Source organism: Pseudoflavonifractor phocaeensis, from assembly GCF_016901735.1.
In the GTDB taxonomy this organism is placed as follows: Bacteria; Bacillota; Clostridia; order Oscillospirales; family Oscillospiraceae; genus Pseudoflavonifractor_A.
The window spans coordinates 1-23,111 of sequence record NZ_JACLZC010000016.1; the positions used below are offsets into that span (position 1 = coordinate 1).

The window sequence follows — 23,111 nt, forward strand, 5'->3', positions numbered from 1 at the left end:
GTGTAGGCGTAGGTGTGGGCGTGGGGCTGGAGGAGGGCTGGACCTGGGGAAGGCTGGGATCGGGCAAGGCGGAATTCGCCGCCCAAAGCGCGGCGCAGTCCTCCAGGGTCTGCTTGCTCTCGTGGAGCAGCTCCAGGCCGTATCGTCCGCCGCCGGTCACGTCCAGGGGGACCTCGTCGCGGCTCAGATAGCCCGCCTGTCCCAAATTGCCCGACATGGCCCGCAGCGCGGTCTCCACCTCCAGGCCCTCCAGGGTCAGGCCGTCCAGCAGGGCTTCGTCCTCGCCGTAGCTCGCCACGTCGGTGACGTAGCCCAGGCGGTTGACGCCCATGGTGATATCGGGGCCGTCGCCAATGCTCAGATAGGCCGCCGGCCAGAACCAGTACCACAGCCCGCCGCCCAGGGCCAGAAAGACCACCAGCAGCGCGGCGGCCACCGGCCAATAGCGGGGGCGCTTTCTTTTTCGGGGCGGGGGCACGATGCCGTCGTCGTTCAGCAGGGGATGGACCTCCGCCGTGGAGACCTGTGCCCAGAGGTCGGGGACGCTCCGGTCCACCGCACGGCGCAGCAGCCGTTCGACCTCCTGGTCATTCCACTCTTTTCCCATGCTCACCCCTCCTCGCTCAGGCGTTTGCGCAGCTTGGCCAGCGCACGCCGGTATTTGGAGAGCACCGTGGCCAGAGGCATTTCCAGGTCATCGGCGATCTCCCGGTGTTTTAGTCCGGATACCGCGTGGAGCAGTACGATCTGCCGTTCTTCCGGGCTCAGAATCCGCATGGCTTCCCGAAGCACCATCGCCTCGTCGCTCCGGTCGCTCTCCGGCAGGGCCAGTTCGCCCTCCGGCATATCTCCCATCAGCTCTTCCCGGCCGGACCGGCGCTGATGGTCCCGCACCAGATTGCGCACGATGGTAAACACCCAGGCCATGGGCTTACCGTCCGGCCGGTAGAGATGGGCCGCGCCGCGGATCTTGAGATAGGTATCCATCATCACATCCTGGGCATCATGGTGGCTGCGGGTGAGGGAGAGGGCAAAGGCATAGATGGCCCGATCCGTGACCCGGTAAAAATGCTCAAAGGCATCCTGTTTGCCCTGAGCGATCCCAGCCAGCAGCGACTCACAGTCAGTGCCGGCCAATGTCCGCCCCGCTTCCCAGGCTCCCTCCATCATGATGAACATGCGCAGGCCCCCCTTGCTTGCGGAGCGGGAAGGGGCGGTCTTTCCACCGCTCCTTCCCGCTGCTTCTACTTATTCACAGTATATCAGACAGAGGCGCCCTTCGTCCAGTTTTTCTTTCAGTCCCACTCGAAGTCCAGGATGGCGCCGGAGTTGGCGTCGATTTTATACTCGTACTCCACGCCGTTGGCCTTGAACTCCACCTCATACTCCAGGCGGCCGTCGTCATAGTCCAGCTTGGCCTCCAGATCCCATACCGCGCCGGAGGAGACCCCGGCATGCTGGAAGGCAATGTTTTTGGCCTCGCTGGCGGTGATGGAGGCGCTGCCGGAGCCGTTGCCGTAGTGGTGGCCGTTGCTGCCGGTGTAATGGTTGCCGCTGCCGGTGCAGGTGCCGTCGCAGAAGCCGTCATGCTCACGGCTCAGGATGGTGCCGTCGGCGGCCAGAATGTCGTATTCCCACTCGCAGTTCTGGTTCTGGCAGTAGAACTCCAGCTCATAGATCAGGCGGCCGTTGTCATAGTCCTGCTTGGCCTTGGTAAAGGTGGCGTTGGCGGCGTTCACGCCGGCGTCGGCCAGGGCGATCTCCTTGGCCCGGTCCAGAGTAATGCCGGCGGTGGCGCCGGTGCCGGAGCCGGTGGTGGGGGCGTCCACGTCCTTGTCCAGGATGGCGCCGTCGGAGGCGGCGATCTCATACTCATACTTGGTCTGACCCGCGTAGAACTCCACTTCATAGACCACGCGGCCGTTTTCATAATCCTGCTTGGTCTTGGTGAAGGTGACCTCAGATTCCTGCTTGCCGGCGTCGGCCAGGGCAATTTCCTTGGCCCGGTTGAGGGTGATGTTGACGCCGGTGGTGGGAATGGTGAAGTTTTCGATGTCCTGGTCCTTTTCCACGATGGTGCCGGCGGCGGCGTCGATTTCGTAGTCATACTCGGTCTTGTTTACATAGAATTCCACGTCGTAGACCAACCGGCCGTTGTCCCACTCCAGCTCCACGCCAACCATGACCACCTGGCTCTCGGTGTAGCCGGCGTCGTTGAGGGCGATCTCCTTGGCCCGGTCGCCGCTGATGTAGACGCCGGTGGTGCTGCCGGCGGCGCTGCCCACCAGGTCCACGGTCTGGGTAGCGCTGTCCCAATTGACGGTGAGGCCCATGGCCTCGCCGATGGCACGGATGGGGAGATAAGTGGTGCCGTTGTAACTGATGGCGTAGACCTCGTTGCCGTTAACGTCCTTCATGGTCTGGGGGGTACCGTTGAGCTCCACGGTAATGTCAGGGCGGAGGGAAGCGGTGATGGTCTGATAGGCGGTGGCGGCGGCGGTGCCCACAGCCAGGGCGCCCACCAGGGCGACGGCAACGATGGGCTTTCTGAGGTGGTTGAAGTGTTTCATAATAACCTTCCTTTCTTTCCGGATCAGCCGGGGGCTGATGGTTGTCACAGTGGAATGGGCTTTCCTGCCCCTTTCACCCTATTAACGGCTGAGGGGCCCATTTTATTGCATCCCCTGGAAAAATTTTTTTGATTTTTTATGTGCAACTTTTTCCCATGGGAAAGGCCGAAAAGAGTTGAAAGTTATGGGGATTTATGGCAAACTAAAAACAGGTACAAACATTGTGCAGATAAAGGAGGCATCTTTTATGGAACACTTCAACCCGGTTACCCGCAATAACACCAGTCCCCAGAAGTTTATCACCATCGGCGAGATCATGCTCCGCCTCACCCCGCCCAACTACGAGAAGATCCGTATGGCCACCAGCTTTGAGGCCAGCTACGGCGGCAGTGAGGCCAACATCGCCCTGGCGCTGGCCAACCTGGGCATCGACAGCACCTTCTTCAGCGTGGTGCCCAACAACAGCCTGGGCAAGAGCGCCATCCGGATGCTGCGCAGCAACGATGTCCACTGTACCCCCGTCATCCTCAGCACCCCCCAGGAGACCCCCACACACCGCCTGGGCACCTATTACCTGGAGACCGGATACGGCATCCGGGCCAGCAAGGTGACTTATGACCGCAAAAACAGCGCCATTACCGAATACGACTTCTCCAAGGTGGACCTGGACGCTCTGCTGGAGGGCTTTGACTGGCTCCACCTCAGCGGCATCACCCCGGCGCTCTGCCCCAGCTGCGCCAAGCTCATCCTGGACTGCCTGGAGGTGGCCCACGCCAAAGGAATGACCATCAGCTTTGACGGCAATTTCCGCAGCGCCCTTTGGACCTGGGACGAGGCCCGGGACTTCTGCACCCGCTGCCTGCCCTATGTGAACGTGCTGCTGGGCATCGAGCCCTATCACCTCTGGCGGGACGAGGAGGATCACAGCAAGGGCGACTGGAAGGACGGCGTCCCCATGCAGCCCAGCTACGAGCAGCAGGACGAGATTTTCCAGGCCTTTATCGCCCGCTACCCCAACCTCAAATGTATCGCCCGCCATGTGCGCTACGCCCACAGCGGCAGTGAGAACAGCCTAAAAGCCTTTATGTGGTATGAGGGCCACACCTTTGAGAGCAAGCTCTTTACCTTCAACATTCTGGACCGGGTGGGCGGCGGCGACGCCTTCGCCAGCGGTCTCATCTACGCCATGATGCACAACTACCGGCCCATGGATATGGTAAATTTCGCCGTGGCCAGCAGCGTCATCAAGCACACCATCCACGGCGACGCCAACATCACCGACGACGCCGAGAGCATCCGCAACCTGATGAATATGAACTACGACATCAAGCGCTGAGCCGAAAAAAGAACGAGAGGCCAGGGACCGGCGGTCCCTGGCCTCGTTTTTGCGTGCCGGACTTAAAGAGACGCCGCCAGAAGCTGGCGGGTATAGGGGTGCTGGGGGTGGTCGAAGAGGGCTTCCACCGTGTTTTCCTCCACGATGACTCCCTCCTTCATCACCATCACCCGGCTGCAAAGCTGGTAGACCACGTTGAGGTCGTGGCTGATGAACAGGTAGCTCAGATCATAGTCCCGTTGGAGCTCTACCAGCAGCCGGAGGATCTGGGCCTGGATGGTCACGTCCAGGGCGCTGACCGGCTCGTCGGCCAGGATGAGCTTGGGGTGGGTAATAACAGCGCTGGCGATGGAGATGCGCTGGCGCTGTCCGCCGGAGAGCTCGCTGGGCCGGCGTCCGGCGTAGCTCTCGTCCAGGCCGATGCGCCGCAGCATATCGGCCACCGCCGCCTTCCGCGCCGCCTTGTCCCGTATGCCGGAGGCCCGAAGCGGCTCCTCCAGAATCCACCCGATGGTCCGGGCGGGGTTCAAACTGCTGAAGGGGTCCTGAAAGACCATCTGGGGGCGCTGGGAGTGGTGGATGATTTCACCGTCGTAGTCCTTCACAATGCCCAGGATGGTGCGGGACAGGGTGGTCTTGCCGCAGCCGCTCTCGCCCACCAGCCCCACGATTTCGCCCCGGCCGATGGAAAAGCTGACGTCGTGGAGGATCTGCCGTCTGGGTCCCTTGCGGCCGAAGATGGAGGCGTTTTCCTGATAATAGCTGTTGAGGTGCCGGACTTCCAGCACGGGTTCGCCCTGCATATGATCGCCTCCTCTGGCGTTCAGGTGAGTTTATGGTCCCGGGTGGGGATGGCCGCGATGAGTTGGCGGGTGTAGTCCTGCTTGGGGGCGCGGAAGAGGTCCTCCACGGGACCCTCCTCCACCAGCTTGCCGTGCTGCATGACGATCACCCGGTTGCAGAGCCGGCGCACCACGTTGAGGTCGTGGCTGATGAAGAGCACCGCCATGCCCGATTCCCGGTTGAGCTTGCGCAGCAGCTGGAGGATCTGGGCCTGGATGGTCACATCCAGAGCGGTGGTGGGCTCGTCGGCCAGGAGGAGCTTGGGCCGGCTGATGATGGCAGCGGCGATCATCACCCGCTGGAGCATACCGCCGGAGAGCTCGTGGGGGTATTTGCGATAGACCGCCTCCGGGTCGGGGAGCTCCGCCTGGGCCAGGGCCTCCAGGGCCCGCTCTTTCCGTTCCGCCCGGGTACACCTGGTATGAATGCGCAGGCTTTCCTCCACCTGGGGACCGATGCGCATGACCGGGTCCAGGCTGGTCATGGGCTCCTGAAAGACCACCGAGAGGCCGCTTCCCTGGATGTCCCGCAGCTCCTTCTCGGTGCATTGAAGGAGTTCCCGGCCATCCAGGGTAATGCTGCCCGCCACCTGGACCTGACGGCGGGGCAAAAGGCCGCTGATGCTCATGGCGGTGACGGTTTTCCCGCTGCCGCTCTCTCCCACCAGGCCCAGGATCTCCCCCTCGTCCATGGCGAAGGACACCCCGTCCACCGCCCAGCGGTGGGGGGCGGCGTTTTGAAAGCGGACCCGCAGGTCCTGTACTGCTAAAAGCTGTCCCATATCCACCTCGTCAATTCTGCCGGGCCTGGCGCTGGAGGCCCTCGCTGAGCAGGCTGAAGCCCAAAATGAGCAGTACCATAGTTCCGCCCACACTCATGGCATACCAGGGGGCGCTTTTGAGATAAATCTGGCTGTCGCTGAGCATGGAGCCCAGGCTGGCGTTGGGGGGCTGGATGCCCAGACCCAGAAAGCTCATGCTGGCCTCGCTGAGGATGGCGTTGTTAAAGCCGATGGTAATGGCCGGCAGAAGGACGGGCAGGGTGTTGGGCAGAATGTGGCAGAACATGATGCGCGCGTCGCTCACCCCCATGAGCCGGGCGCTGCGGATATAGTTCAGGTCCCGGCAGCGGGTGAATTCCCCCCGGACGATGCGGGCAAAGCTGGGGATAAAGAGGATGCCCAGGGCGATGACCACGTTGACCGCGCCGCCCCCCACCACGCTGACAATGACCAGCGCCAGGAGGATGCTGGGAAAGGCGGTGATGGAGTCGCACACCCGGGTGAGGATCAGGTCCGCAGGGCCGCCGTAGTAGCCGCACAGGCTGCCGATGAGGATACCCGCGGCGCAGCCGATGGCCACCACGCAGAGGGCGATCCAAAAGGAGGTGCCGGCGCCGCTGAGGACCCGGCTGAAAATATCCCGGCCATAGCTGTCGGTCCCCAGCAGATGGACCAGAGACGGACTGTCAAATTTGGACCCCTCCATGGCGGTGGCGCTGTACGGCGTCCAGACATAGCCCACCAGAATGAGGGCGGTCATCACGCCGCTGATACATCCGCCGATGAGGAGAAAAGGATTGTGAATCAGCTTCTTCAAGGCAAATACCTCCTCAGCGCAGGCGGATGCGGGGGTCCACCAGCTGGTAGAGCAGATCGGCCGCGAAGTTGACCAGAACGATCCAGGCGGCCAGGATCACCACAATGGCCTGAACCACGGGAAAATCCCGGTTGGAGATGCTGGCCAGCAGCAGCTGGCCCACGCCGGGAATGGTGAATACCTGCTCGATGATGATGGTACCCGTCATGATTTCGGCGGCGGATACCGCCAGAAAGGTGATAACGGGGAGCAGCGCGTTTTTGAACACATGACGGCGGAGGACGTCTCCCCGTCCGGCGCCCCGGCTGCGGGCGGTGCGGACGTAGTCCTGCTCCAGCTCCCGATGGATGGCGCCCCGCAGCATTTTGACCGTCATGGCGATGCGGGGAATGGCGATGGACAGGGCGGGGAGGATGAGATAGCCCAGGCAGGCGCCCCAGTCCTCGGTGTAGGAGATAAAGTTGCCCGGCACGAACCAGCGCAGCGTAATGCCAAAGACAAAGCAGGCCACGATGCCGATAAAGAAGGGCGGGATGCTCATGACCACCTGGTCCAGGGCGGTGATGAGGCTGTCCAGCCACCGGATGCGGATGCTGCCGGCCAGGATGCCCAAGGGAATGGAGAGCAGAATGGTGAAGGCAAAGGAGACCAGGGTCAGCAGAAAGGTGATGACCAGCTTTTCTCCCAGCATTTCACGGACGGGCATATGGTAGCTGTAACTCTCCCCCATGTCGCCCCGGAGGAAATCGGTCAGCCAGTTCCAGTAGCGCACCGGGACGGGTTGGTCAAAGCCCAGCTCGGCCCGCAGCTCGGCCTTGGCCTCCTCGGTGGCCTCGGTGCCCAGGAGCTTGGTGGTGGGGTCGCCGGGAATGACCTGAAAGGCCAGAAAGGCGAGGAGAGAAACGATGAACAATGTAATAATGAGAGTGAAACCTTTTTTCAGGATGTATTTCATCTCCCCGCCTCCTTCTGGCATACATTCAGTACATTACTGCTCGAAATAGAGATTAGACATGTCGATCACATAGAGGGGATAGAACTCATACCCCTTGAGATCGGGATGGACGGCCACAAAGTCGGCCAGGTCCTGGAGGTAGACGTTGGCGGCGGTGTCGCTGAGGATCTGCAGGCACTCCTTGTAGTAGGCGGTCTGGGCCTCGTCGTCCACGGTGTTCTGAGCGGCGGCATAGGCGGCGTCATAATCGGCGTTGTTGAAGTTGATCATGTTCTTGCTGTTGTCGCTCACCCAGCGGGCCAGCATACCGCTGGCGTTGAGGGTGCTGGAGTCGAAGCCCACCACGGTGGCCTGGAAATTCCGGTTGCCGTACACATCCTCCACCCAGGTGTTCCAGTCTACCAGCTGGATCTCGGCGTTGATGCCCACGGCGGAGAGCTGCTCCACCAGGACGGTGGCGGTGTCCACATGGGGCTGGTAGTTGCTGGGCACCTTCACGGTAAAGCTGAAGCCGTCGGGGTAGCCCGCCTGGGCCAGCAGCTCCATGGCCTTGTCCGGGTCGTAGGGGTAGGCGTCGGCCAGGCTGGCGTCGAAGTACTTGCCGAAGGCGGGGTACATGGAGGACCCCACCTTGGTGCCGTGGCCCTCGGAGGTGATGGCCAGCATGGCGTCCACGTCCACGGCGTAGCACATGGCCTGGCGCACCAGCTCGTTGTCAAAGGGCGCAACGGCGTTGTTGAGGTACATGGCCTGCACCAGATTCATGGTGCCCTCCAGCACCTGGTAGCCGTTGGTCAGGTTGTTGACCTGGTCGATGGTCAGGTGGGCCACCAGATCCAGGGCGCCGGCGTCCAGGGCGGTGAAGAGGGCGGTGCCGTCGGCATAGATCTTATAGGTCACCTTGTCCAGATGGGCGGCCTCGCCGTAGTATTCCGCGTGCTTTTCCAGAATAATGTTCTCCTGGACGCTGCGGGAGACGAACTTGAAGGGGCCGGTGCCCACGGGCTGGGTGGCCTGCTGATCATAGTCGGCGGGCACGATGTACACGCTGGCCACATAGCTTAAAAAGTCGCTGTTGGGGGCGCTGAGGGTAAAGGCGATGTCGTTCCCCTGTACGTTGGTGGCGGTGATAGCAGAAAGCGCCTCTGCCACGGCGGAATTCACCGTGGTAGCGGCGCAGGTTTCAAAAGAGTAGAGCACGTCGTCGGTGGTGCAGGTTTTGCCGTTGTGGAAAACCACGCCGTCGCGCAGGGTAAAGACGTACGTGGTGCCGTCCTCCGAGATGTTGACATCGGAGGCGACGGCATTGACATAATTTCCGTCGGCGTCAGGCTTTACCAGCCCCTCAAAGACGTTGAACATGACCTCTCTAGTTCCTGCGGCCGTCATCTGGTACGGGTCAAGACTATCATCCAGGTCCTGGGCGATCCCCACGGTGAGTTCATTGGCGTGGGGCGCCTGGGAAGAAGGCGTAGTTTCGTCGCTGGGGGTAGTCGTCTGGGTCGTTGCTCCTCCGCTGCAAGCGCTGAGTGAACACGTCAGAGCGGCCACCGCCAGGAAAACTGCAAGAATACGTTTTTTCATTGCGGATTCTCCTTCCGCCGCCAAGGTCCGGCGGCGTTACAACAAAATAACTGCTTCTCCCATTATTAAATTGTCCTGCATTATTGTAGAGCATTCCGCCTGAAATTACAAGCACACTTTTTGGCTTTTTCTTTTTTTCTCGGCTTTGACTTCCCCACGCCGGTTTGATATAGTAGTGTCAGCAAAAATCAGTGTGGAGGTCAAGACCCTATGAACGAAAAAGAAATTGCCGAGCTGCGCCGCCGCTTCCGGCCGGAAAAAAGCGGTATTTCCCGTGTGTGCGGCTGTTATGTCAACGAAAATCGGGAGATCGTCTCCCGTTTCGACCAGTCCCTGGGCCTCATGTCCCAGGAGGAGAGCGAAAAGATCCTGGCCATCCTCAAGCGGACCCTCTCGGGCACGCCGGGCAAGAATCTGACCGATCTCACCTTTCAGACCAAGCAGGTGGTGGACAGCGACGAGCACCGCCTCCTCATGGCCCTGCGGGACTCCCGGCTTCACGACCAGGAGGCCATCGACACCCTCTTTCAGAAGGCCATCGGCGCCCTGGACCTGGAGGGCAACTATTTGATCCTCCTGGCCTATGATACATACGATGTGCCCTACCGCTCCAAGGACGGCCAGCGCCAGGACGACGCCGGCGACGAGTGCTACTCCTATATTCTCTGCTCGGTCTGCCCCGTCAAGCTGACTAAGCCGGCGCTGAGCTACTATGTGGATGAAAACGCCTTCCACAACCTGTCCGCCGACTGGATCGTGGCGCCGCCCGAGGTGGGCTTTTTGTTCCCCGCTTTTGATGACCGCACTACCAACCTCTACGGCGCCCTCTACTACACCAGAAGCGCCAAGGAAAATTACAGCGACTTTGCCGAGGCCCTCTTCCATCTCCCTCTGCCCATGCCCGGCGAGGCCCAGAAGGAGACGTTTCAGGAACTGCTCAGCGACACCCTGGAGGAGGAGTGCAGCTATGAGGTGGTGCAGGCCATGCAGGACCGGCTCTGCGCCCTCATCGAGGCCCACAAGGAGGCCCCCCAGGAGGAGCCGGCGGAGGTTTCCAGGGCGCAGGTCAGCCAGGTGCTGGCCGACTGCGGCATCTCCCAGACCCGCATGGCCGCCTTTGAGATGCAGTATGACGCCGCCTTCGGCGTGGACGCCAAGCTGGCTCCCGTCAATCTGGTGGACGCCAAACAGATGGCGGTGAGCACCCCCAATATCACCATCCGCTTTAAGCCGGAGTACAGCGACCTGGTGGAGACCCGCATCATCGACGGCGTCCGGTACATCCTCATCCGCGCCGACGACGGCGTGGAGGTCAACGGCATCCCCATCCGCTTCTGACCTTCTTTCTTTCGAGAAAGAAAGAAGGCAAAGAAAGCTTTCATCTGCCCCCAGACTGCGGTCTGGGGGCTTCCTTTTTTCTCCACCCGCTGCAAGAGCAACGTAGGGGCGCCATAGATGGCGCCCGCAGTCTGTCGAAGAGGCGAAACGTGGTGCAGGAAACGTCAAAGTGCCTGCATGGAAGCGGGCGACCACAAGGGCCGCCCCTACGAGGTGGGAGTTCCCCTCTCTGAGGGAGGTGCCCCGAAGGGGCGGAGGGAGTTACTGTTAGGAAGGATGACTCCCTCCGTCAGTTGCGCTGACAGCTCCCTCAAAGAGGGAGCCCAGGCAAACGCGGTGCAAGAAGAGCGGGAAAGAGATGCCGGACAAAAAAAGAGCTGCCGGCCCTGTCCGGACCGGCAGCTCCGCTGCTGAAAAGAGGAATTGGTTTACTTGGCCGGAGCGGCCTTGGGGGCGGCGGGCTTGATTTCAGGCACCTTGCCGTCCACGGTAATGAGCTTGCGGGGACACTTCTGGGCGCACAGACCGCAGCCGACGCATTTGTCGTAGTCGATCTTGGCCAGGTTGTTCTCCACGGTGATGGCCTCCTTGGGGCAGGCCTTGGCGCACAGGGAGCAGCCGATGCAGCCATCGGCGCAGATCTTGCGCACTTCCACGCCCTTGTCCTTGGAGGAGCAGGTGATGGCCACATGGCGCTTGGTCTTAAAGGGGACCAGGTCGATGATGTGGCGGGGGCAGATGTCGATACACTTTTTGCAGGCTTTGCACTTGTCCACGTCCACCTTGGCCACACCGTTGATCACGTGGATGGCGTCAAAGGGGCACACGCTCTCACAGGAGCCGAAGCCCAGGCAGCCAAAGGAGCAGCCGGCAGGGCCGCCGCCCGGCAGACGGGAGGCCGCCACACAGTCGGAAATACCCTCGTAAATGTAACGTTCATTGCCGCGGCAGCCGCCGGTACACTGGACCTGGGCGGCCATTTTGACGGAAGCCTCCGCCTTCACGCCCATGATCTCAGCAACCTTGGCCGCGACGGCCTCGCCGCCGGCGGCGCAGCAGTTGGTAGCGGCCTTGCCCGCCACCACGGCGGCGGCATAGCCGGAACAGCCGGGATAGCCGCAGCCGCCGCAGTTGGCGCCGGGCAGGCATTCCACAATGGCCTCTTCACGGGGGTCCTTCTCCACCGCGAAAGCCTTGGCCGCAAAGGCCAGAATTAGACCGAAGATAGCGGCCAGGACACCCAGCACCACAACGGCAGTAATCACAGTAGTCATCTTTCTTCCGCCCCCTTACGCAAACACTTTCAGGCCGGAGAAGCCCAGGAAGGCCAGGGCCAGCAGACCGGCGGTCACCAGCGCGATGGGGAAGCCTTCAAAGGACTTGGGGCACTCGGAGAACTCAAGCCGCTCCCGCACGCTGGCGAAAAGCACGATGGCCAGCAGGAAGCCGATGCCGCCGGTGACGCCATAGACCACGCTGGTGATGAAATCATAGCTGTTCTGGGTGTTCTGCAGCACCACGCCCAGCACGGCGCAGTTGGTGGTGATGAGGGGCAGGTACACGCCCAGAGCCTCATAGAGGGAGGGCATGGCCTTCTGGAGGAACATCTCCACGAACTGCACCAGGGAGGCAATGACCAGGATGAAGGTCACAGTCTGCATAAAGTCCAGCTCAAGGTCGCCCAGCAGCCGGTTGATGGGATAACACACTGCGCTGGCCACGCCCATGACGAAGATAACCGCCATGCCCATGCCCAGGGAGGTGTCGACCTTCTTGGACACGCCCATAAAGGGGCAGATGCCCAAAAATTGCGAGAAGATAAAGTTGTTGACCAGAATCGCGCCCAGCGCGATGCTGAAAAGCTCGGTAAAGTCAAGCATTACTTGGACACCTCCTCAGACTCCCCGTCCTTCTTGGGACGGTTGAGGAAATACTGCATGGCGGCGATGACCACCGCCAGGGTCAGGAAGCCGCCCACCGGCAGGATCATGCCCAGCGCGGGGATGCCGGAGGGGAGGATCTGAATGCCCTTGGGGCTGATGACGCCGGCGCCGAAGGTGCCGCCGCCCAGGAACTCACGGATGACGCACATAACCACCAGAATGATGGTGTAGCCCAGACCCTGGGCAATACCGTCAATGGCGGAGGCCAGCACGCCGTTCTTGGAGGCGAAAGACTCGGCGCGGCCCAGGATGATGCAGTTTACCACGATCAGGGGGATGAACAGACCCAAGCTGGACGAGAGATCGGGCAGGTACGCCTTGAGCAGCAGATCCACGATGGTCACGAAGCCGGCGATCACCACGATGTAGCAGGCGATACGGACCTTGTTGGGGATGATTTTGCGCAGCAGGGAGATGATGATGTTGGACAGGGTCAGGATGACCAGCACCGAAAGACCCATGCCGATGCCGTTGAAGAGAGTGGTGGTGATGGCCATGGTGGAACACATGCCCAGCAGCTGCACGGTAACGGGGTTTTGGGTGATGAGACCCTCTTTGAATTGCTGTTTGATGTTCATGTCGGTCCCTCCTTAACCCATGGACGCGGCCACTTCCAGCGCCGTGGTAACGCCGGAGCAGACAGCGCGGGAGGTGATGGTGGCGCCGGTGAGGGCGTCGATGGTGCCGTTATCCTTGGTGACCTTCACGTCGCCGGAAGCGCCCTTGAACTGCTCCCGCCAGGTCTCGTCGGTGGCGTTGGCGCCCAGGCCGGAGGTTTCAGAGTGGCTGGTGATGGACACGCCGGTGCAGGCGCCGTCCGCGCCCACGCCCACGGTCATCTTCACCATGCCGCCGAAGCCGGAGGACTGAATCTCCACTACATAGCCGTCCTCGCCGGCTTTATAGACGCCCAGCACGTTGGGGTCGCCGCCGGTATACTGGTCGGTCACGTCCTCATATTCGTTCTGAGAGGGCAGCACTTCCGCCTTGGCCTCGGCGGCCACCCGCTCGTTGTTGGCGGCGATGACGGGAGCGGTGACCATGTTCACCAGACCCAGCAGCAGCGCCGTCACCACGCTGATGGCGAAGAGCACCAGTACCAGCTTGGCGCTGGAGTCCTGTTTCTTTTCGGTACTCATGCGGCCTTCCCCTCCTTTGCGGCTTTCTTTTCCGCCTTGGCCTTTTCACGCATTTCCTTGGTGACGCCGTAGCGGGCGGGCTTGCCGGCCTTATCCAGCAGCCACACGCAGATGTTCATGATGAGAATGGCGTAGCTCACGCCCTCGGGATAACCGCCAAAGTAGCGGATAAAAATGGTCAGCAGACCGCAGCCAATGCCGAAGAGGATCTCGCCGGTCTTGGTGACGGGGCTGGTGACGTAGTCGGTGGCCATGAAGATGGCGCCCAGCATCAGACCGCCGGCGCACAGGTTGTAAAGCATCCAATCCACCCGGTCGATGCCGCCCTGGGGGAAGAGGAAGCAGATGACCGCCACGGTGCCGATGAAGGCCACGGGGATGCGCAGGCGGATAACGCCCCGCCAAACCAGATAGATGCCGCCCACCAGCAGCATAAGGGCGGAGATCTCGCCGATACAGCCGCCCACGTTGCCCACGAACAGGTCCAGAACGCCGTTGGCGGTCTCGGGCAGGGTGTGGACGTTGGCATTGAGGGTCACGTCCAGGTGGCTGTGGAGGGAGGCCAGGGGAGTGGCGCCGGTGACGGCGTCGGCGGCGGAGACCACGTTGGCCCAGTTCTCGGAGCCGGGGAGCACCCAGGTGGTCATGACGATGGGGTAGCACATCATGAGGAAGGCGCGGCCGCCCAGGGCGGGGTTCATGAAGTTCATGCCCAGACCGCCGAAGAGCTGCTTAACCACCACGATGGCAAAGAAATCGCCGATGAGGATGGTCCAATAGGGGAGGGTCACCGGGCAGACAAAGGCCAGCAGCACGCCGGTGACGGCGGCGGACAGGTCGCCGTTGGCGGTGGGCTTTTTGAGGAGCTTACGGTAGCCCCACTCGAAGAACTCACAGCCCGCCACAGAGACGGCGGTGACGGTGAGGGCCCGGGGACCAAAGACATAGACCGCCATGATGAGAGCGGGGATGAGGGCCACCAGCACGTCCAGCATCAGCCGGGTGGTATTGATGGGGGAGCAGACGTGGGGAGAGGAGGCCACGGTAAGTTTGAGGTTTTTGGTGTCGATCATGCTTTCTTCGCCTCCATTTCCGCCTTGCGCTTGGCAGCCAGATTGCGGATCTCAAATTTGGCGGTGCGGAAGGACTGGACCAGGGGCACCCGGGCGGGGCAGATGTAGTTGCAGGAGCCGCACTCGATGCAGTCCATCAGGTTGAGGCCCTCGGCCTCATCCCACAGCCGTTTCTCGGCATAGAGGTGCATGTAGACGGGGGTGAGGTGCATGGGGCAGACGTTGACGCAGCGGCCGCAGCGGATGCAGGTGGGATGCTCCACGTGCTCGGCGGCCTCTTCCTTGGTCATGCACAGCATGGCGTTGTTGCCCTTGATGGTGGCCGCGTCCAGATCGTACTGGGCAATGCCCATCATGGGACCGCCCATCAGGATGCGGTTGGGGTCGGTCTTGAAGCCGCCGGCCTCCTCCACCAGGTGGGAGAGGGGCGTGCCGAAGGGGACCAGCACGTTGCGGGGCTGAGCCAGGGCGTCGCCGGTGAGGGTGACGACCCGCTGAGTCAGCGGCTTGCCCTCCACCACGGCGTCGTAGACGGCGGCGGTGGTGCCGGCGTTAAAGACGGCGCAGCCCACGGTGGCGGGCAGACCGCCGGGCGGGACCTCACGGCCGGTGATGCGCTGGATGAGCTGCTTTTCAGCGCCCTGGGGGTAGCGGGTGCGGCAGGCGACGATCTGGATGCCGTCGCAGGCCAGAGACTGCATTTTCTCGATGGCGTCGGGCTTGTTGTCCTCGATGCCGATGTAGGCCTCCTTCAGACCAAAGGTCTGCATGAGGATCTTGACGCCGGCGATGATCTTGTCGCCCTGCTCCAGCATCATGCGGTGGTCGGCGGTGATGTAGGGCTCACACTCCGCCGCGTTGACGATGAGGGTGTCCACCTTGCCCAGACCGGAGCTGATCTTGACATGGGTGGGGAAGCCGGCGCCGCCCATACCGGTGATGCCCGCCTCCTTGACGATGTCCACGATCTCCTGGGGAGAGAGCTTGGCATAGTCGGGATGGGGAGTGAGCGCGGAGGCAAAGGTGTTCTGAAAATCATTTTCAATCACCACCGAGAGCATCTTCCCACCGCCACAGTAGGGACGCGGCTCGATAGCCACCACTTTGCCGGACACACTGGCGTGGATGGGAGCACCCAAGCCGGTGGGCTGGGCGATCTTCTGCCCCACCGTCACCTGGTCTCCCACCTGCACCACAGGCGCACAGGGGGCGCCCACGTGCATGGACATGGAGAGGACGACCTGTGCCGGTGCGTTGTGGAGCGGTTCCACCGCCTTGGTGCAGGTCAGTTCCTTCCGTTCGCCGGGATGCACGCCGCCATAGAAGGATAGTTTCATAGGTCCACCTCACAAATCAGGCCCTGAAAGGGCCAGTTTCAGGCGGGAACAGTGGCATCATCCCGCCGTTTTCCGCCGTGGAAATGCACGGTCTTAAACATTCTTTATCATACCGCAATCGGCACAAAATGTCTAGTACTTCGGTAAAAAAACCAAATTCAAAGTGTTTTTCGCAGACGTACATATTAAAAAAGATATGAAATATTGTTAATTCTTTCACACAGTGCTTTGCTAACGGCAGGAAGAAAATCTAGTTGACAAATGGGAAACTGTGGAGTATGATAATCAGTAATTTCACCTGTGCCGCCGGAAAGAGGGGGGCGAAGGGGGAAATGAAGCGGGAATTTTGGAAAGAAATTTCCGCGTGAGATCGTCAAAGGCGATGACTGGGGAAGTATGGGCGGCGGGATGCGCAGAGAGGGAGCGGCAGGTGTAAGCTCCCGTGAAGGCCGCAGGCAGAACATCTCCCAGGAGCAGCCGGGCTGAAAAGGGAGCTCTCTCCACCAGTAGGTCCGGCCGGCAGGCCCGCCGTTATCAGGGCATGAGTGCGCGGCATGGTTTATCTGCCGCGAATGTAGGTGGTACCACGGAGTATGAGGCTTCGTCCTAGCATATAGGACGAAGCCTTTTTGCATATCCGGAAGGCTGCCGCACCCCAGCGTTACTACGGAACATCACCCGTGCAAGGATCGGGGAACGAGAACGAAGAAGGAGGCCAGGTCATTATGAGGATGAAGAGCCCGCAAATCTTGATGGAATGTCTGCTGGAACAGGGAGTGGATACGGTATTTGGTTACCCCGGCGGGACCATTCTGAACATTTACGACGAGCTGGAGCTTCACGGCTATAAAGAGAAGATCCGCCACATTCTCACCTCCCACGAGCAGGGCGCCTCCCATGCCGCCGACGGCTACGCCCGCTCCACCGGCCGGGTGGGCGTGTGCTTCGCCACCTCCGGCCCCGGCGCCACCAATCTGACCACCGGTATCGCCACCGCTTACATGGATTCCTCTCCCGTGGTCTTTATCACCGTCAACGTGGGCGAGAGCCTCATCGGCAAGGATTCCTTCCAGGAGGTGGACATCACCGGCATTACCATGCCCATCACCAAGTGCAACTATTTGGTCCGCCGGGCGGAGGATCTGGCCGATATCATCCGTGAGGCCTTCGCCATCGCCCGCTCCGGCCGTCCGGGCCCGGTGCTCATTGATATTCTGAAAAACGTCACCTATGACGAGGCCGACTATGAGCCCCTGCCGGTGAGCGAGCACTTCCGCCACGGCCGTCTGGCCGCCATGCTCCGCCGGGCCAGCCACGACCTGCGTACCCCTGAGCCCGACCACGGCGACATCCAGAAGCTGCTGGATATGATCGAGGAGGCGAAAAAGCCCCTGGTGCTGGTGGGCGGCGGCGTCATCCGCTCCAGAGGGGCTGTGCGGGAGTTCCGCAAGTTCTTTGAGCGGCTCAACGCCCCCGTTGCCTCCACCATTATGGGCGGCGGCGCCTGCCCGGGCAACCACCGCCTCTTTACCGGCATGATCGGTATGCACGGCTCCCACGCCTCCAACACCGCCGTGGACCAGTGCGACCTGCTCATCGCCATCGGCTGCCGCTTCTCCGACCGGGTGGCCACCCATCCGGCCACCTTTGCCTCCAACGCCAAGATCGTCCAGATCGACATCGACCGCTCGGAGATCGACAAGAACGTCCCCACCGACCACCACATCATCGGCGACGCCCGGCGGGTGCTGGAGCTTTTAAATGAAAAGCTGCCCGCCCACGACTACCCCGAGTGGAAGGAATGGGTCTTTTCCCATAAGGAGGTGCCCCTCAAGAAGGACGACATCCTCCATCCCCATGAGATCCTGGAGACCATCTCCGACGTCACCGGCGGCAAGGCCATCATCGCCACCGACGTGGGACAGCATCAGATGTGGTCGGCCCAGTATTACCACTTCTCCCGTCCCGGCCAGCTCATCACCTCCGGCGGCTTCGGCACCATGGGCTTCGGCCTGGGCGCCGCCATGGGCGCCAAGATGGGCAACCCCGACCAGACGGTGGTCCTCTGCACCGGCGACGGTTGCTTCCGTATGAACTGCCATGAGCTGAGCACCATCGAGCATTACAAGATCCCCATCATCATCGTGATCTTCGATAACCGCACCCTGGGTATGGTCCGTCAGTGGCAGCATCTCATTTACGGGGAGCGCTACTCCCAGACCGACCTGGACCGGGGACCCGATTTCGTCAAGCTGGCCGAGGCCTACGGCATCCAGGGCGCCCGGGCGGCCAATCAGGCAGAGTTTGAGGCCGCCTTCCGCCAGGCGGTGGAGAGCGGCACGTCCTGGGTCATCGACTGTGCCATCGACAAGGACGCCATGGTCCATCCCATGGTGTCGGGCGGCGCGCCGTCCACCGATTTCCTGCTGGATTGAGTAGAGGAGGGAAGAACATGAAAGAGAAAGCGACCAGACGCACCCTGTCCGTGCTGGTGGAAAACGCCGCGGGCGTCCTCTCCCAGGTCTCCCGCCTGTTCTCCCGCAAGGGCTATAACATCGAGTCTCTGGCGGTGGGCACCACCGACGACCCCGCCGTCTCCCGTATCACCATCGAGGTCATGGCCGACGGTCCCATGACCAACCAGATCATGAATCAGCTCCGCAAGCAGTTCCCCGTCTACTCCGTCCAGGAGCTGCGCCCCGAGCGGTCCATCCGCCGGGAGCTGGTCATGTTCAAGGTCAAGGCAGAGAGCCACGACATCCGCAACGAGATTATCCAGATCGCCAACATCTTCCGGGCGTCCATCATTGACGTGTCCCTGAAATCTCTGACCCTGGCCCTCATCGGCGACGAGTCCAAGGCCCAGGCCATGCAGGGCCTGCTGGAGCCCTTCGGCATTCTGGAGCTGGTGCGGACCGGCATGGTGGCCCTGGAGCGGGGCGCTTATACCATCAGCGACGAGAACAAGGAGACCACCGAGTTCAACCTGGGCAAGAGCGTCCAGTAAGGGCCGCCACGCCGCCGACGGCGGCGCGCCGCACAGCGGCGTACAAGCGTTTTGCAGCGCAAAACCTTGCCGCAGGCGGAATTCACTTCCGCCGAGGATGTCAAAGATGCCTTTGGCACCCAAACGCAATCTTGCGTTTGGGAATGGCCCTGGAGCGGGGCGCTTATACCATCAGCGACGAGAACAAGGAGACCACCGAGTTCAACCTGGGCAAGAGCGTCCAGTGAGAGAAGAGGTACGCGGAGAAATGAACCGGGAACAGAAACTGGAAGAACTTCAGGCCTTGGCCGCCCAGATGGGGGGCAGCGTCCAAGACGCCGCCCGGGAAAGCCTGATCCAATACTATGAGGCCGCCGGCTTTACCGGACCCCGGCTCACCCAGAAGCTGGACGGCATGACCTCCGAGGAGCTGGTGGAGGCCTGTCTGGATCTGGAGTTCTGAGAAAAGTTTTTTGAGATTGTATCATAGTTATCATTCTTTTCCGCTGTGATGTGCTATGATTACCACAACAGCTAGCAATAGCCGCTTTTCCCCCAGGGAAAACATAATAAGGAGTGTATTACCATGGCAAAGATGTACTACGAGAAGGACTGTGAGCTCAGCTATCTGGACGGCAAGAAGATCGCCATCATCGGCTACGGCTCTCAGGGCCACGCCCATGCCCTCAACCTGAAGGATTCCGGCTGCGACGTTTGCGTGGGCCTGCGGGCCGGTTCCAAGCGCTGGGCCGAGGCGGAGGCCGCCGGCCTGAAGGTCATGACCATCCCCGAGGCTGCCCAGTGGGGCGACATCGTGATGATGCTCATCAACGACGAGGTCCAGGCCGACGTCTACAAGAAGGACATCGCCCCCTATATGACCGAGGGCAAGGCCCTGGCCTTTGCCCACGGCTTCAACATCCGCTATCAGCAGATCGTGCCTCCCGCCGGCGTGGACGTGTTCATGGCCGCCCCCAAGGGCCCCGGCCACACCGTCCGTTCCACCTACGTGGCCGGCAAGGGCGTGCCCTGCCTGGTGGCCGTGGAGCAGAACGCTACCGGCAACGCCTATAAGATCGCCCTGGCCTACATCGCCGGCATCGGCGGCGCCCGGGCCGGCGTCATGGAGACCACCTTCCACGACGAGACCGAGACCGACCTCTTCGGCGAGCAGGCCGTGCTGTGCGGCGGCGTTGTGGACCTGATGAAGTGCGGCTTCGAGACCCTGGTGGAGGCCGGCTACGAGCCCGAGAACGCCTACTTCGAGTGCATCCACGAGATGAAGCTCATCATCGACCTCATCAACAAGGGCGGCGTGGCTGCCATGAACTACTCCATCTCCGACACCGCCGAGTTTGGCGAGTATGTCTCCGGTCCCCGCGTCCTCCCCTATGAGGAGACCAAGAAGAACATGCGCAAGGTGCTGGACGACATCCAGGACGGCACCTTCGCCGGCCGCTGGATCGCCGAGAACAAGAACGGCCGTACCTTCTTCAACTCCAAGCGCGCCCAGCTCAAGAAGCACCAGATGGAGATCGTGGGCGAGGAGCTGCGCAAGAACATGATCTGGGGCGGCGACACCGACCTGGACACCGCTTCCAACTGATTGCTCTGTTTTTTCGGACAAAAAAGGCCCGCCGCAAAACCATTCCGGTTTGCGGCGGGCTTTTTGCTGTTTGCGCACTGCGGAAAGCGGGGGACGGTCAGCAGGTAGCGCCGCCCACCACCGTCTTATTCATGACCGCTTCCTTGTCCACGGCGCCGTGGAGGAGCTTGTCCTCCACATAGTCAAAGCCCAGACGCTGGATGGTATCGGCGAAGCGCTCGCCGCTCTGGCCCTCGTCCCGGAAGAAGAGGATGGCCTTTTCGGTCAGCTCCAGCACCTCTTCCTCGCTGGTGAAGATCTTGGACAGGGGACGGCCCTCGGCGATCTTCTTGCCCCACCGGCCGCCGATAAAGACCTTGAATCCGTAGGTCCCGTCCTCGATGGCGCCGAAGGGACATTTGCTCACGCACCGGCCGCAGTGGTTGCAGACGGTGGGGTCGATGACCACCTTGCCGTCCACCACCTTGGCCACATGGATGGGACAGGTCTTTTCCACCTGGCAGACCTTACAACCCCGGCACTTGGACAGATCCACCTCGGGAATGCGCTGGCCCACGATGCCCAGGTCGTTGAGGTCGGGCTTGACGCAGTTGTTGGGACAGCCGCCCACCGCAATCTTGAACTTGTGGGGGAGGGAGACGCTATGATAGCCCACATAGAAGCGCTCGTGGAGCTTCTGACTCAGGTCAAAGGTGTCGCACAGGCCGTACTGGCAGGTGGTACCCTTGCAGGACACCACCGGGCGCACCTTGGAGCCGGTGCCGCCGGTCTCCAGGCCGTGCTGGTTGAGGAACTCCATCACTCCGTCCAGATTCTCATAGGGCACCCCCTGAATCTCCAGAGTGAGACGGGTGGTCATGGTGACCTCGCCGGAGCCGAACCGCTCGGCGGCCTCGGCCACGGTGCGCTGCTCCTCGGCGGTGATCTTGCCGTTGCGGGTGATGACGCGCACGTTGAACCGGTCGCCGTAGCGCTTATCCTGGAGGCAGCCCAGGCCCTTGACCCGCTTGATCTCCTCGGGAGGCAGAGCGCTGCCGGCGGAGCGGGGGACCTTGACCACGTTAAAGGTGGCGCCGCCCTCCAGCACCCGGGTGTTGGTGTAGCCGAAGGCTTTCAGACGGTTCTGGAGAAAATAGCCCCGCTTGCCTTTCGCGCACACCAGCAGCAGCTTTTCGTCCTTGTCCAGCCCGTCGATGGGGCCGTCCACCTTGGCCAGGTTGACCCACTTGGCCCCGGGAATGGCGGCGATGGGCTGGACATCGATGACCCGGTAGTCCTTGGCCTCGCCGGCGGCGTACTGGGCGGGGGTAAAGGTCTCGAAGGCGCCGGAGAGCTTGTTCTCCAGGATGTAGCAGGCCTGCACAAAGGGATGGATGGCGGTGGAGAAGGGAGGCGCGTAGGCAAAGTCCAGGGTGTCGAAGGCGTCCAGGGTCATTTGGGCGGCCAGGCCGGTGACGGCGATGTCCACCATCTTGTCCACCGCGCCGGCGCCCAGGACCTGGATGCCCAGCAGCTTGCGGGAAGCGCGGTCGGCGATGAGCTTGACGAAGAAGGAGGAAGCGCCGGCATAATAGTGGGCCTTGTCGTCCACCACGCACACCACGCTGACCGGATCAAAGCCGGCGGCCTTGGCCTGGACCTCGGTAAGGCCGGTCCGGCCGGCGTTCAGGTCGGGCAGCAGCTTAACCACGCCGGTGCCCATACAGCCGCCGTAGACGGCGTCATGTCCGGCCAGGCTGCGGGCCAGCACCCGCCCGGCAATGTTGGCCGTGGAGCCCATGGCGGACCACTGGCGCTGACCGGTGAGCACATTGGACACCATGGCGCAGTCGCCCACGGCATAGACGTCCGCCAGGTTGGTGCGCAGCTGCTGGTCCACCAGGATGGTGCCCTTGAACATCTCCAGGCCGGAGCCGGTCAAAAAGCCGGTGGCGGGACGGACGCCGATGGCCAGCACCACCACGTCGGCAGGCAGGGGGCCGCCGTCGGTCTGGATGCCGGCGGCCCGCTCGGCGCCGGTGACGGCCTGGATGCTCCGGCCGGTGAGGACCCGGATGCCGGCGTCCTTCAGCTTGCGGGCGGCGAAATTGGCCATTTCCACGTCAAAGGCGTTGGGCATGATCTGGGGTGCGGCGTCGATGACGGTGACCTCCAGGTTTTGGGCCTTCAGGTTTTCGGCGATTTCCAGGCCGATAAAGCCGGCGCCCACCACCACGGCGGTGCGGCAGTGGTTCTTCTCCACATAAGCGCGCAGGCCGGCGGCGTCGTCGGGAGTGCGCATACAAAAGACGCCGGGCAGGCCGGTCCCCTCCATGGGAGGCACAAAGGGTACCGCGCCGGTGGCCAGAATCAGCTTATCATAGCCCTCGATGAAGGTATCGCCTCCCTTTACGGCGGTGACCGTCTTGGCAGCGGCGTCAAGGGCGGTCACTTCGCAGCCGGTGACCACCTCTACGCCGGTGAGTCCGGCGTATTTTTCCGGCGTATTGACGATCAGCTCTTCCCGGGTGCCGATCATGCCCCCCACATAGTAGGGCAGACCGCAGCCGGCATAGGAAATGTCGGTGCTCTTGGTCAGAATTTTTACCTGGGCGCTCCGGTCCTCCCGCTTGTACTTGGCGGCGGCCTTTGTCCCGGCGGCCACGCCGCCTACAACAAGAATCTTCATAGTTTCTCCCGCTTTCCATCCATCAATTTCAGGGCCTTGGCCCCGTTGGTTTCTGCCGTAGTCTGGTCAAAGTATATCACATCTGGTATAATAAAAGAAAGTTTTTCCTTATTATCAATCAATCGTATTTCCTTA

21 protein-coding genes and 1 other annotated feature are annotated in these 23,111 nt (G+C 61.7%); of the genes, 6 read left to right on the plus strand and 15 right to left on the minus strand.

The genetic code is table 11. The annotated features are described in order from the left end of the window. From H7U37_RS05245 to H7U37_RS05255, 3 genes are all read right to left on the minus strand, one after another. A partial coding sequence (locus H7U37_RS05245; RefSeq protein ID WP_420875792.1) for an anti-sigma-I factor RsgI family protein occupies positions 1-607 on the minus strand: 607 nt, incomplete at its 3' end. A 2-nt stretch (positions 608-609) separates the two neighbouring features. Further along, positions 610-1,179, minus strand: a complete 570-nt coding sequence (locus H7U37_RS05250; protein WP_243413498.1) for an RNA polymerase sigma factor — start codon at positions 1,177-1,179, stop codon at positions 610-612. 116 nt (positions 1,180-1,295) lie between these two features. Then, a complete protein-coding gene (locus tag H7U37_RS05255) occupies positions 1,296-2,570 on the minus strand; it encodes a PepSY domain-containing protein (RefSeq protein WP_204874178.1) in 1,275 nt (424 codons plus the stop codon). A gap of 247 nt (positions 2,571-2,817) precedes the next feature. Here H7U37_RS05255 and H7U37_RS05260 point away from each other — a divergent pair, with 247 nt between their 5' ends. Next, a complete protein-coding gene (locus H7U37_RS05260) occupies positions 2,818-3,906 on the plus strand; it encodes a sugar kinase (protein ID WP_204874180.1) in 1,089 nt (362 codons plus the stop codon). Positions 3,907-3,968: 62 nt separating this feature from the next. Here the strand turns inward: H7U37_RS05260 and H7U37_RS05265 are convergent, their stop codons facing one another. The 5 genes from H7U37_RS05265 to H7U37_RS05285 are packed head-to-tail and all read right to left on the minus strand — an operon-like array spanning position 3,969 to position 8,886. Then, entirely contained in the window at positions 3,969-4,709 is a 741-nt protein-coding gene (locus H7U37_RS05265) for an ATP-binding cassette domain-containing protein (RefSeq protein ID WP_204874182.1), read from the minus strand. Positions 4,710-4,729: 20 nt separating this feature from the next. Continuing rightward, complete coding sequence (locus H7U37_RS05270; protein ID WP_204874184.1) at positions 4,730-5,530, minus strand: ATP-binding cassette domain-containing protein; 801 nt, start codon at positions 5,528-5,530, stop codon at positions 4,730-4,732. 10 nt (positions 5,531-5,540) lie between these two features. Then, on the minus strand, positions 5,541-6,347 hold the full coding sequence (locus H7U37_RS05275) for an ABC transporter permease (RefSeq protein ID WP_204874186.1): 807 nt from the start codon (positions 6,345-6,347) through the stop codon (positions 5,541-5,543). A 13-nt stretch (positions 6,348-6,360) separates the two neighbouring features. Continuing rightward, positions 6,361-7,302 (minus strand): ABC transporter permease, encoded by a 942-nt coding sequence (locus H7U37_RS05280; protein ID WP_204874188.1) that lies wholly within the window; start codon positions 7,300-7,302, stop codon positions 6,361-6,363. Positions 7,303-7,335: 33 nt separating this feature from the next. Then, complete coding sequence (locus tag H7U37_RS05285) at positions 7,336-8,886, minus strand: ABC transporter substrate-binding protein (protein WP_204874189.1); 1,551 nt, start codon at positions 8,884-8,886, stop codon at positions 7,336-7,338. Positions 8,887-9,096: 210 nt separating this feature from the next. Between H7U37_RS05285 and H7U37_RS05290 the strand changes: the two genes are divergently transcribed. Continuing rightward, complete coding sequence (locus H7U37_RS05290; protein WP_204874191.1) at positions 9,097-10,224, plus strand: DUF4317 domain-containing protein; 1,128 nt, start codon at positions 9,097-9,099, stop codon at positions 10,222-10,224. A gap of 428 nt (positions 10,225-10,652) precedes the next feature. Here H7U37_RS05290 and H7U37_RS05295 read toward each other — a convergent pair whose 3' ends face one another. From H7U37_RS05295 to rsxC, 6 genes are read right to left on the minus strand one after another with little or no spacing between them, the layout of a single operon-like run. Further along, a complete protein-coding gene (locus H7U37_RS05295; RefSeq protein WP_204874193.1) occupies positions 10,653-11,498 on the minus strand; it encodes an RnfABCDGE type electron transport complex subunit B in 846 nt (281 codons plus the stop codon). Positions 11,499-11,513: 15 nt separating this feature from the next. Further along, positions 11,514-12,104 (minus strand): electron transport complex protein RnfA, encoded by a 591-nt coding sequence (locus H7U37_RS05300; RefSeq protein WP_204874195.1) that lies wholly within the window; start codon positions 12,102-12,104, stop codon positions 11,514-11,516. After that, positions 12,104-12,745: an electron transport complex subunit RsxE gene (rsxE, locus tag H7U37_RS05305; RefSeq protein ID WP_204874197.1), complete on the minus strand. Its 642-nt coding sequence runs from the start codon at positions 12,743-12,745 to the stop codon at positions 12,104-12,106. The genes H7U37_RS05300 and rsxE overlap by 1 nt, the downstream gene beginning before the upstream one ends. Before the next feature lie 12 nt (positions 12,746-12,757). Then, positions 12,758-13,306, minus strand: a complete 549-nt coding sequence (locus H7U37_RS05310; RefSeq protein ID WP_204874199.1) for an RnfABCDGE type electron transport complex subunit G — start codon at positions 13,304-13,306, stop codon at positions 12,758-12,760. Beyond that, on the minus strand, positions 13,303-14,379 hold the full coding sequence (locus tag H7U37_RS05315; RefSeq protein ID WP_204874201.1) for an RnfABCDGE type electron transport complex subunit D: 1,077 nt from the start codon (positions 14,377-14,379) through the stop codon (positions 13,303-13,305). Before H7U37_RS05315 ends, H7U37_RS05310 begins: the two co-directional genes overlap by 4 nt. Then, on the minus strand, positions 14,376-15,716 hold the full coding sequence (gene rsxC, locus H7U37_RS05320; RefSeq protein WP_204874204.1) for an electron transport complex subunit RsxC: 1,341 nt from the start codon (positions 15,714-15,716) through the stop codon (positions 14,376-14,378). The genes H7U37_RS05315 and rsxC overlap by 4 nt, the downstream gene beginning before the upstream one ends. Positions 15,717-16,089: 373 nt before the next feature. Next, positions 16,090-16,328, plus strand: a binding site (T-box leader). 113 nt (positions 16,329-16,441) lie between these two features. Here rsxC and ilvB point away from each other — a divergent pair. From ilvB to ilvC, 4 genes are all read left to right on the plus strand, one after another. Then, entirely contained in the window at positions 16,442-18,151 is a 1,710-nt protein-coding gene (ilvB, locus tag H7U37_RS05325; RefSeq protein WP_204874206.1) for a biosynthetic-type acetolactate synthase large subunit, read from the plus strand. A gap of 17 nt (positions 18,152-18,168) precedes the next feature. Then, entirely contained in the window at positions 18,169-18,723 is a 555-nt protein-coding gene (gene ilvN, locus H7U37_RS05330) for an acetolactate synthase small subunit (RefSeq protein ID WP_204874208.1), read from the plus strand. Between the two features lie 247 nt (positions 18,724-18,970). Beyond that, positions 18,971-19,165: a hypothetical protein gene (locus tag H7U37_RS05340; RefSeq protein WP_204874210.1), complete on the plus strand. Its 195-nt coding sequence runs from the start codon at positions 18,971-18,973 to the stop codon at positions 19,163-19,165. A gap of 123 nt (positions 19,166-19,288) precedes the next feature. Then, positions 19,289-20,308, plus strand: a complete 1,020-nt coding sequence (ilvC, locus tag H7U37_RS05345) for a ketol-acid reductoisomerase (protein WP_204874212.1) — start codon at positions 19,289-19,291, stop codon at positions 20,306-20,308. 97 nt (positions 20,309-20,405) lie between these two features. On the opposite strand, the gene H7U37_RS05350 is transcribed toward ilvC, so the two are convergent. Continuing rightward, positions 20,406-22,976, minus strand: a complete 2,571-nt coding sequence (locus tag H7U37_RS05350) for an FAD-dependent oxidoreductase (protein WP_204874214.1) — start codon at positions 22,974-22,976, stop codon at positions 20,406-20,408. Positions 22,977-23,111 lie beyond the last annotated feature (135 nt).

Bases quoted from the DNA above. Each gene is read 5' to 3' on its own strand.
- H7U37_RS05250 (WP_243413498.1), bottom strand. From the start codon at position 1,179: ATGTTCATCATGATGGAGGGAGCCTGGGAAGCGGGGCGGACATTGGCC.
- H7U37_RS05255 (WP_204874178.1), bottom strand. From the start codon at position 2,570: ATGAAACACTTCAACCACCTCAGAAAGCCCATCGTTGCCGTCGCCCTG.
- H7U37_RS05260 (WP_204874180.1), top strand. From the start codon at position 2,818: ATGGAACACTTCAACCCGGTTACCCGCAATAACACCAGTCCCCAGAAG.
- H7U37_RS05265 (WP_204874182.1), bottom strand. From the start codon at position 4,709: ATGCAGGGCGAACCCGTGCTGGAAGTCCGGCACCTCAACAGCTATTAT.
- H7U37_RS05270 (WP_204874184.1), bottom strand. From the start codon at position 5,530: ATGGGACAGCTTTTAGCAGTACAGGACCTGCGGGTCCGCTTTCAAAAC.
- H7U37_RS05280 (WP_204874188.1), bottom strand. From the start codon at position 7,302: ATGAAATACATCCTGAAAAAAGGTTTCACTCTCATTATTACATTGTTC.
- H7U37_RS05285 (WP_204874189.1), bottom strand. From the start codon at position 8,886: ATGAAAAAACGTATTCTTGCAGTTTTCCTGGCGGTGGCCGCTCTGACG.
- H7U37_RS05290 (WP_204874191.1), top strand. From the start codon at position 9,097: ATGAACGAAAAAGAAATTGCCGAGCTGCGCCGCCGCTTCCGGCCGGAA.
- H7U37_RS05295 (WP_204874193.1), bottom strand. From the start codon at position 11,498: ATGACTACTGTGATTACTGCCGTTGTGGTGCTGGGTGTCCTGGCCGCT.
- H7U37_RS05300 (WP_204874195.1), bottom strand. From the start codon at position 12,104: ATGCTTGACTTTACCGAGCTTTTCAGCATCGCGCTGGGCGCGATTCTG.
- rsxE (WP_204874197.1), bottom strand. From the start codon at position 12,745: ATGAACATCAAACAGCAATTCAAAGAGGGTCTCATCACCCAAAACCCC.
- H7U37_RS05310 (WP_204874199.1), bottom strand. From the start codon at position 13,306: ATGAGTACCGAAAAGAAACAGGACTCCAGCGCCAAGCTGGTACTGGTG.
- H7U37_RS05315 (WP_204874201.1), bottom strand. From the start codon at position 14,379: ATGATCGACACCAAAAACCTCAAACTTACCGTGGCCTCCTCTCCCCAC.
- rsxC (WP_204874204.1), bottom strand. From the start codon at position 15,716: ATGAAACTATCCTTCTATGGCGGCGTGCATCCCGGCGAACGGAAGGAA.
- ilvB (WP_204874206.1), top strand. From the start codon at position 16,442: ATGAGGATGAAGAGCCCGCAAATCTTGATGGAATGTCTGCTGGAACAG.
- ilvN (WP_204874208.1), top strand. From the start codon at position 18,169: ATGAAAGAGAAAGCGACCAGACGCACCCTGTCCGTGCTGGTGGAAAAC.
- H7U37_RS05340 (WP_204874210.1), top strand. From the start codon at position 18,971: ATGAACCGGGAACAGAAACTGGAAGAACTTCAGGCCTTGGCCGCCCAG.
- ilvC (WP_204874212.1), top strand. From the start codon at position 19,289: ATGGCAAAGATGTACTACGAGAAGGACTGTGAGCTCAGCTATCTGGAC.
- H7U37_RS05350 (WP_204874214.1), bottom strand. From the start codon at position 22,976: ATGAAGATTCTTGTTGTAGGCGGCGTGGCCGCCGGGACAAAGGCCGCC.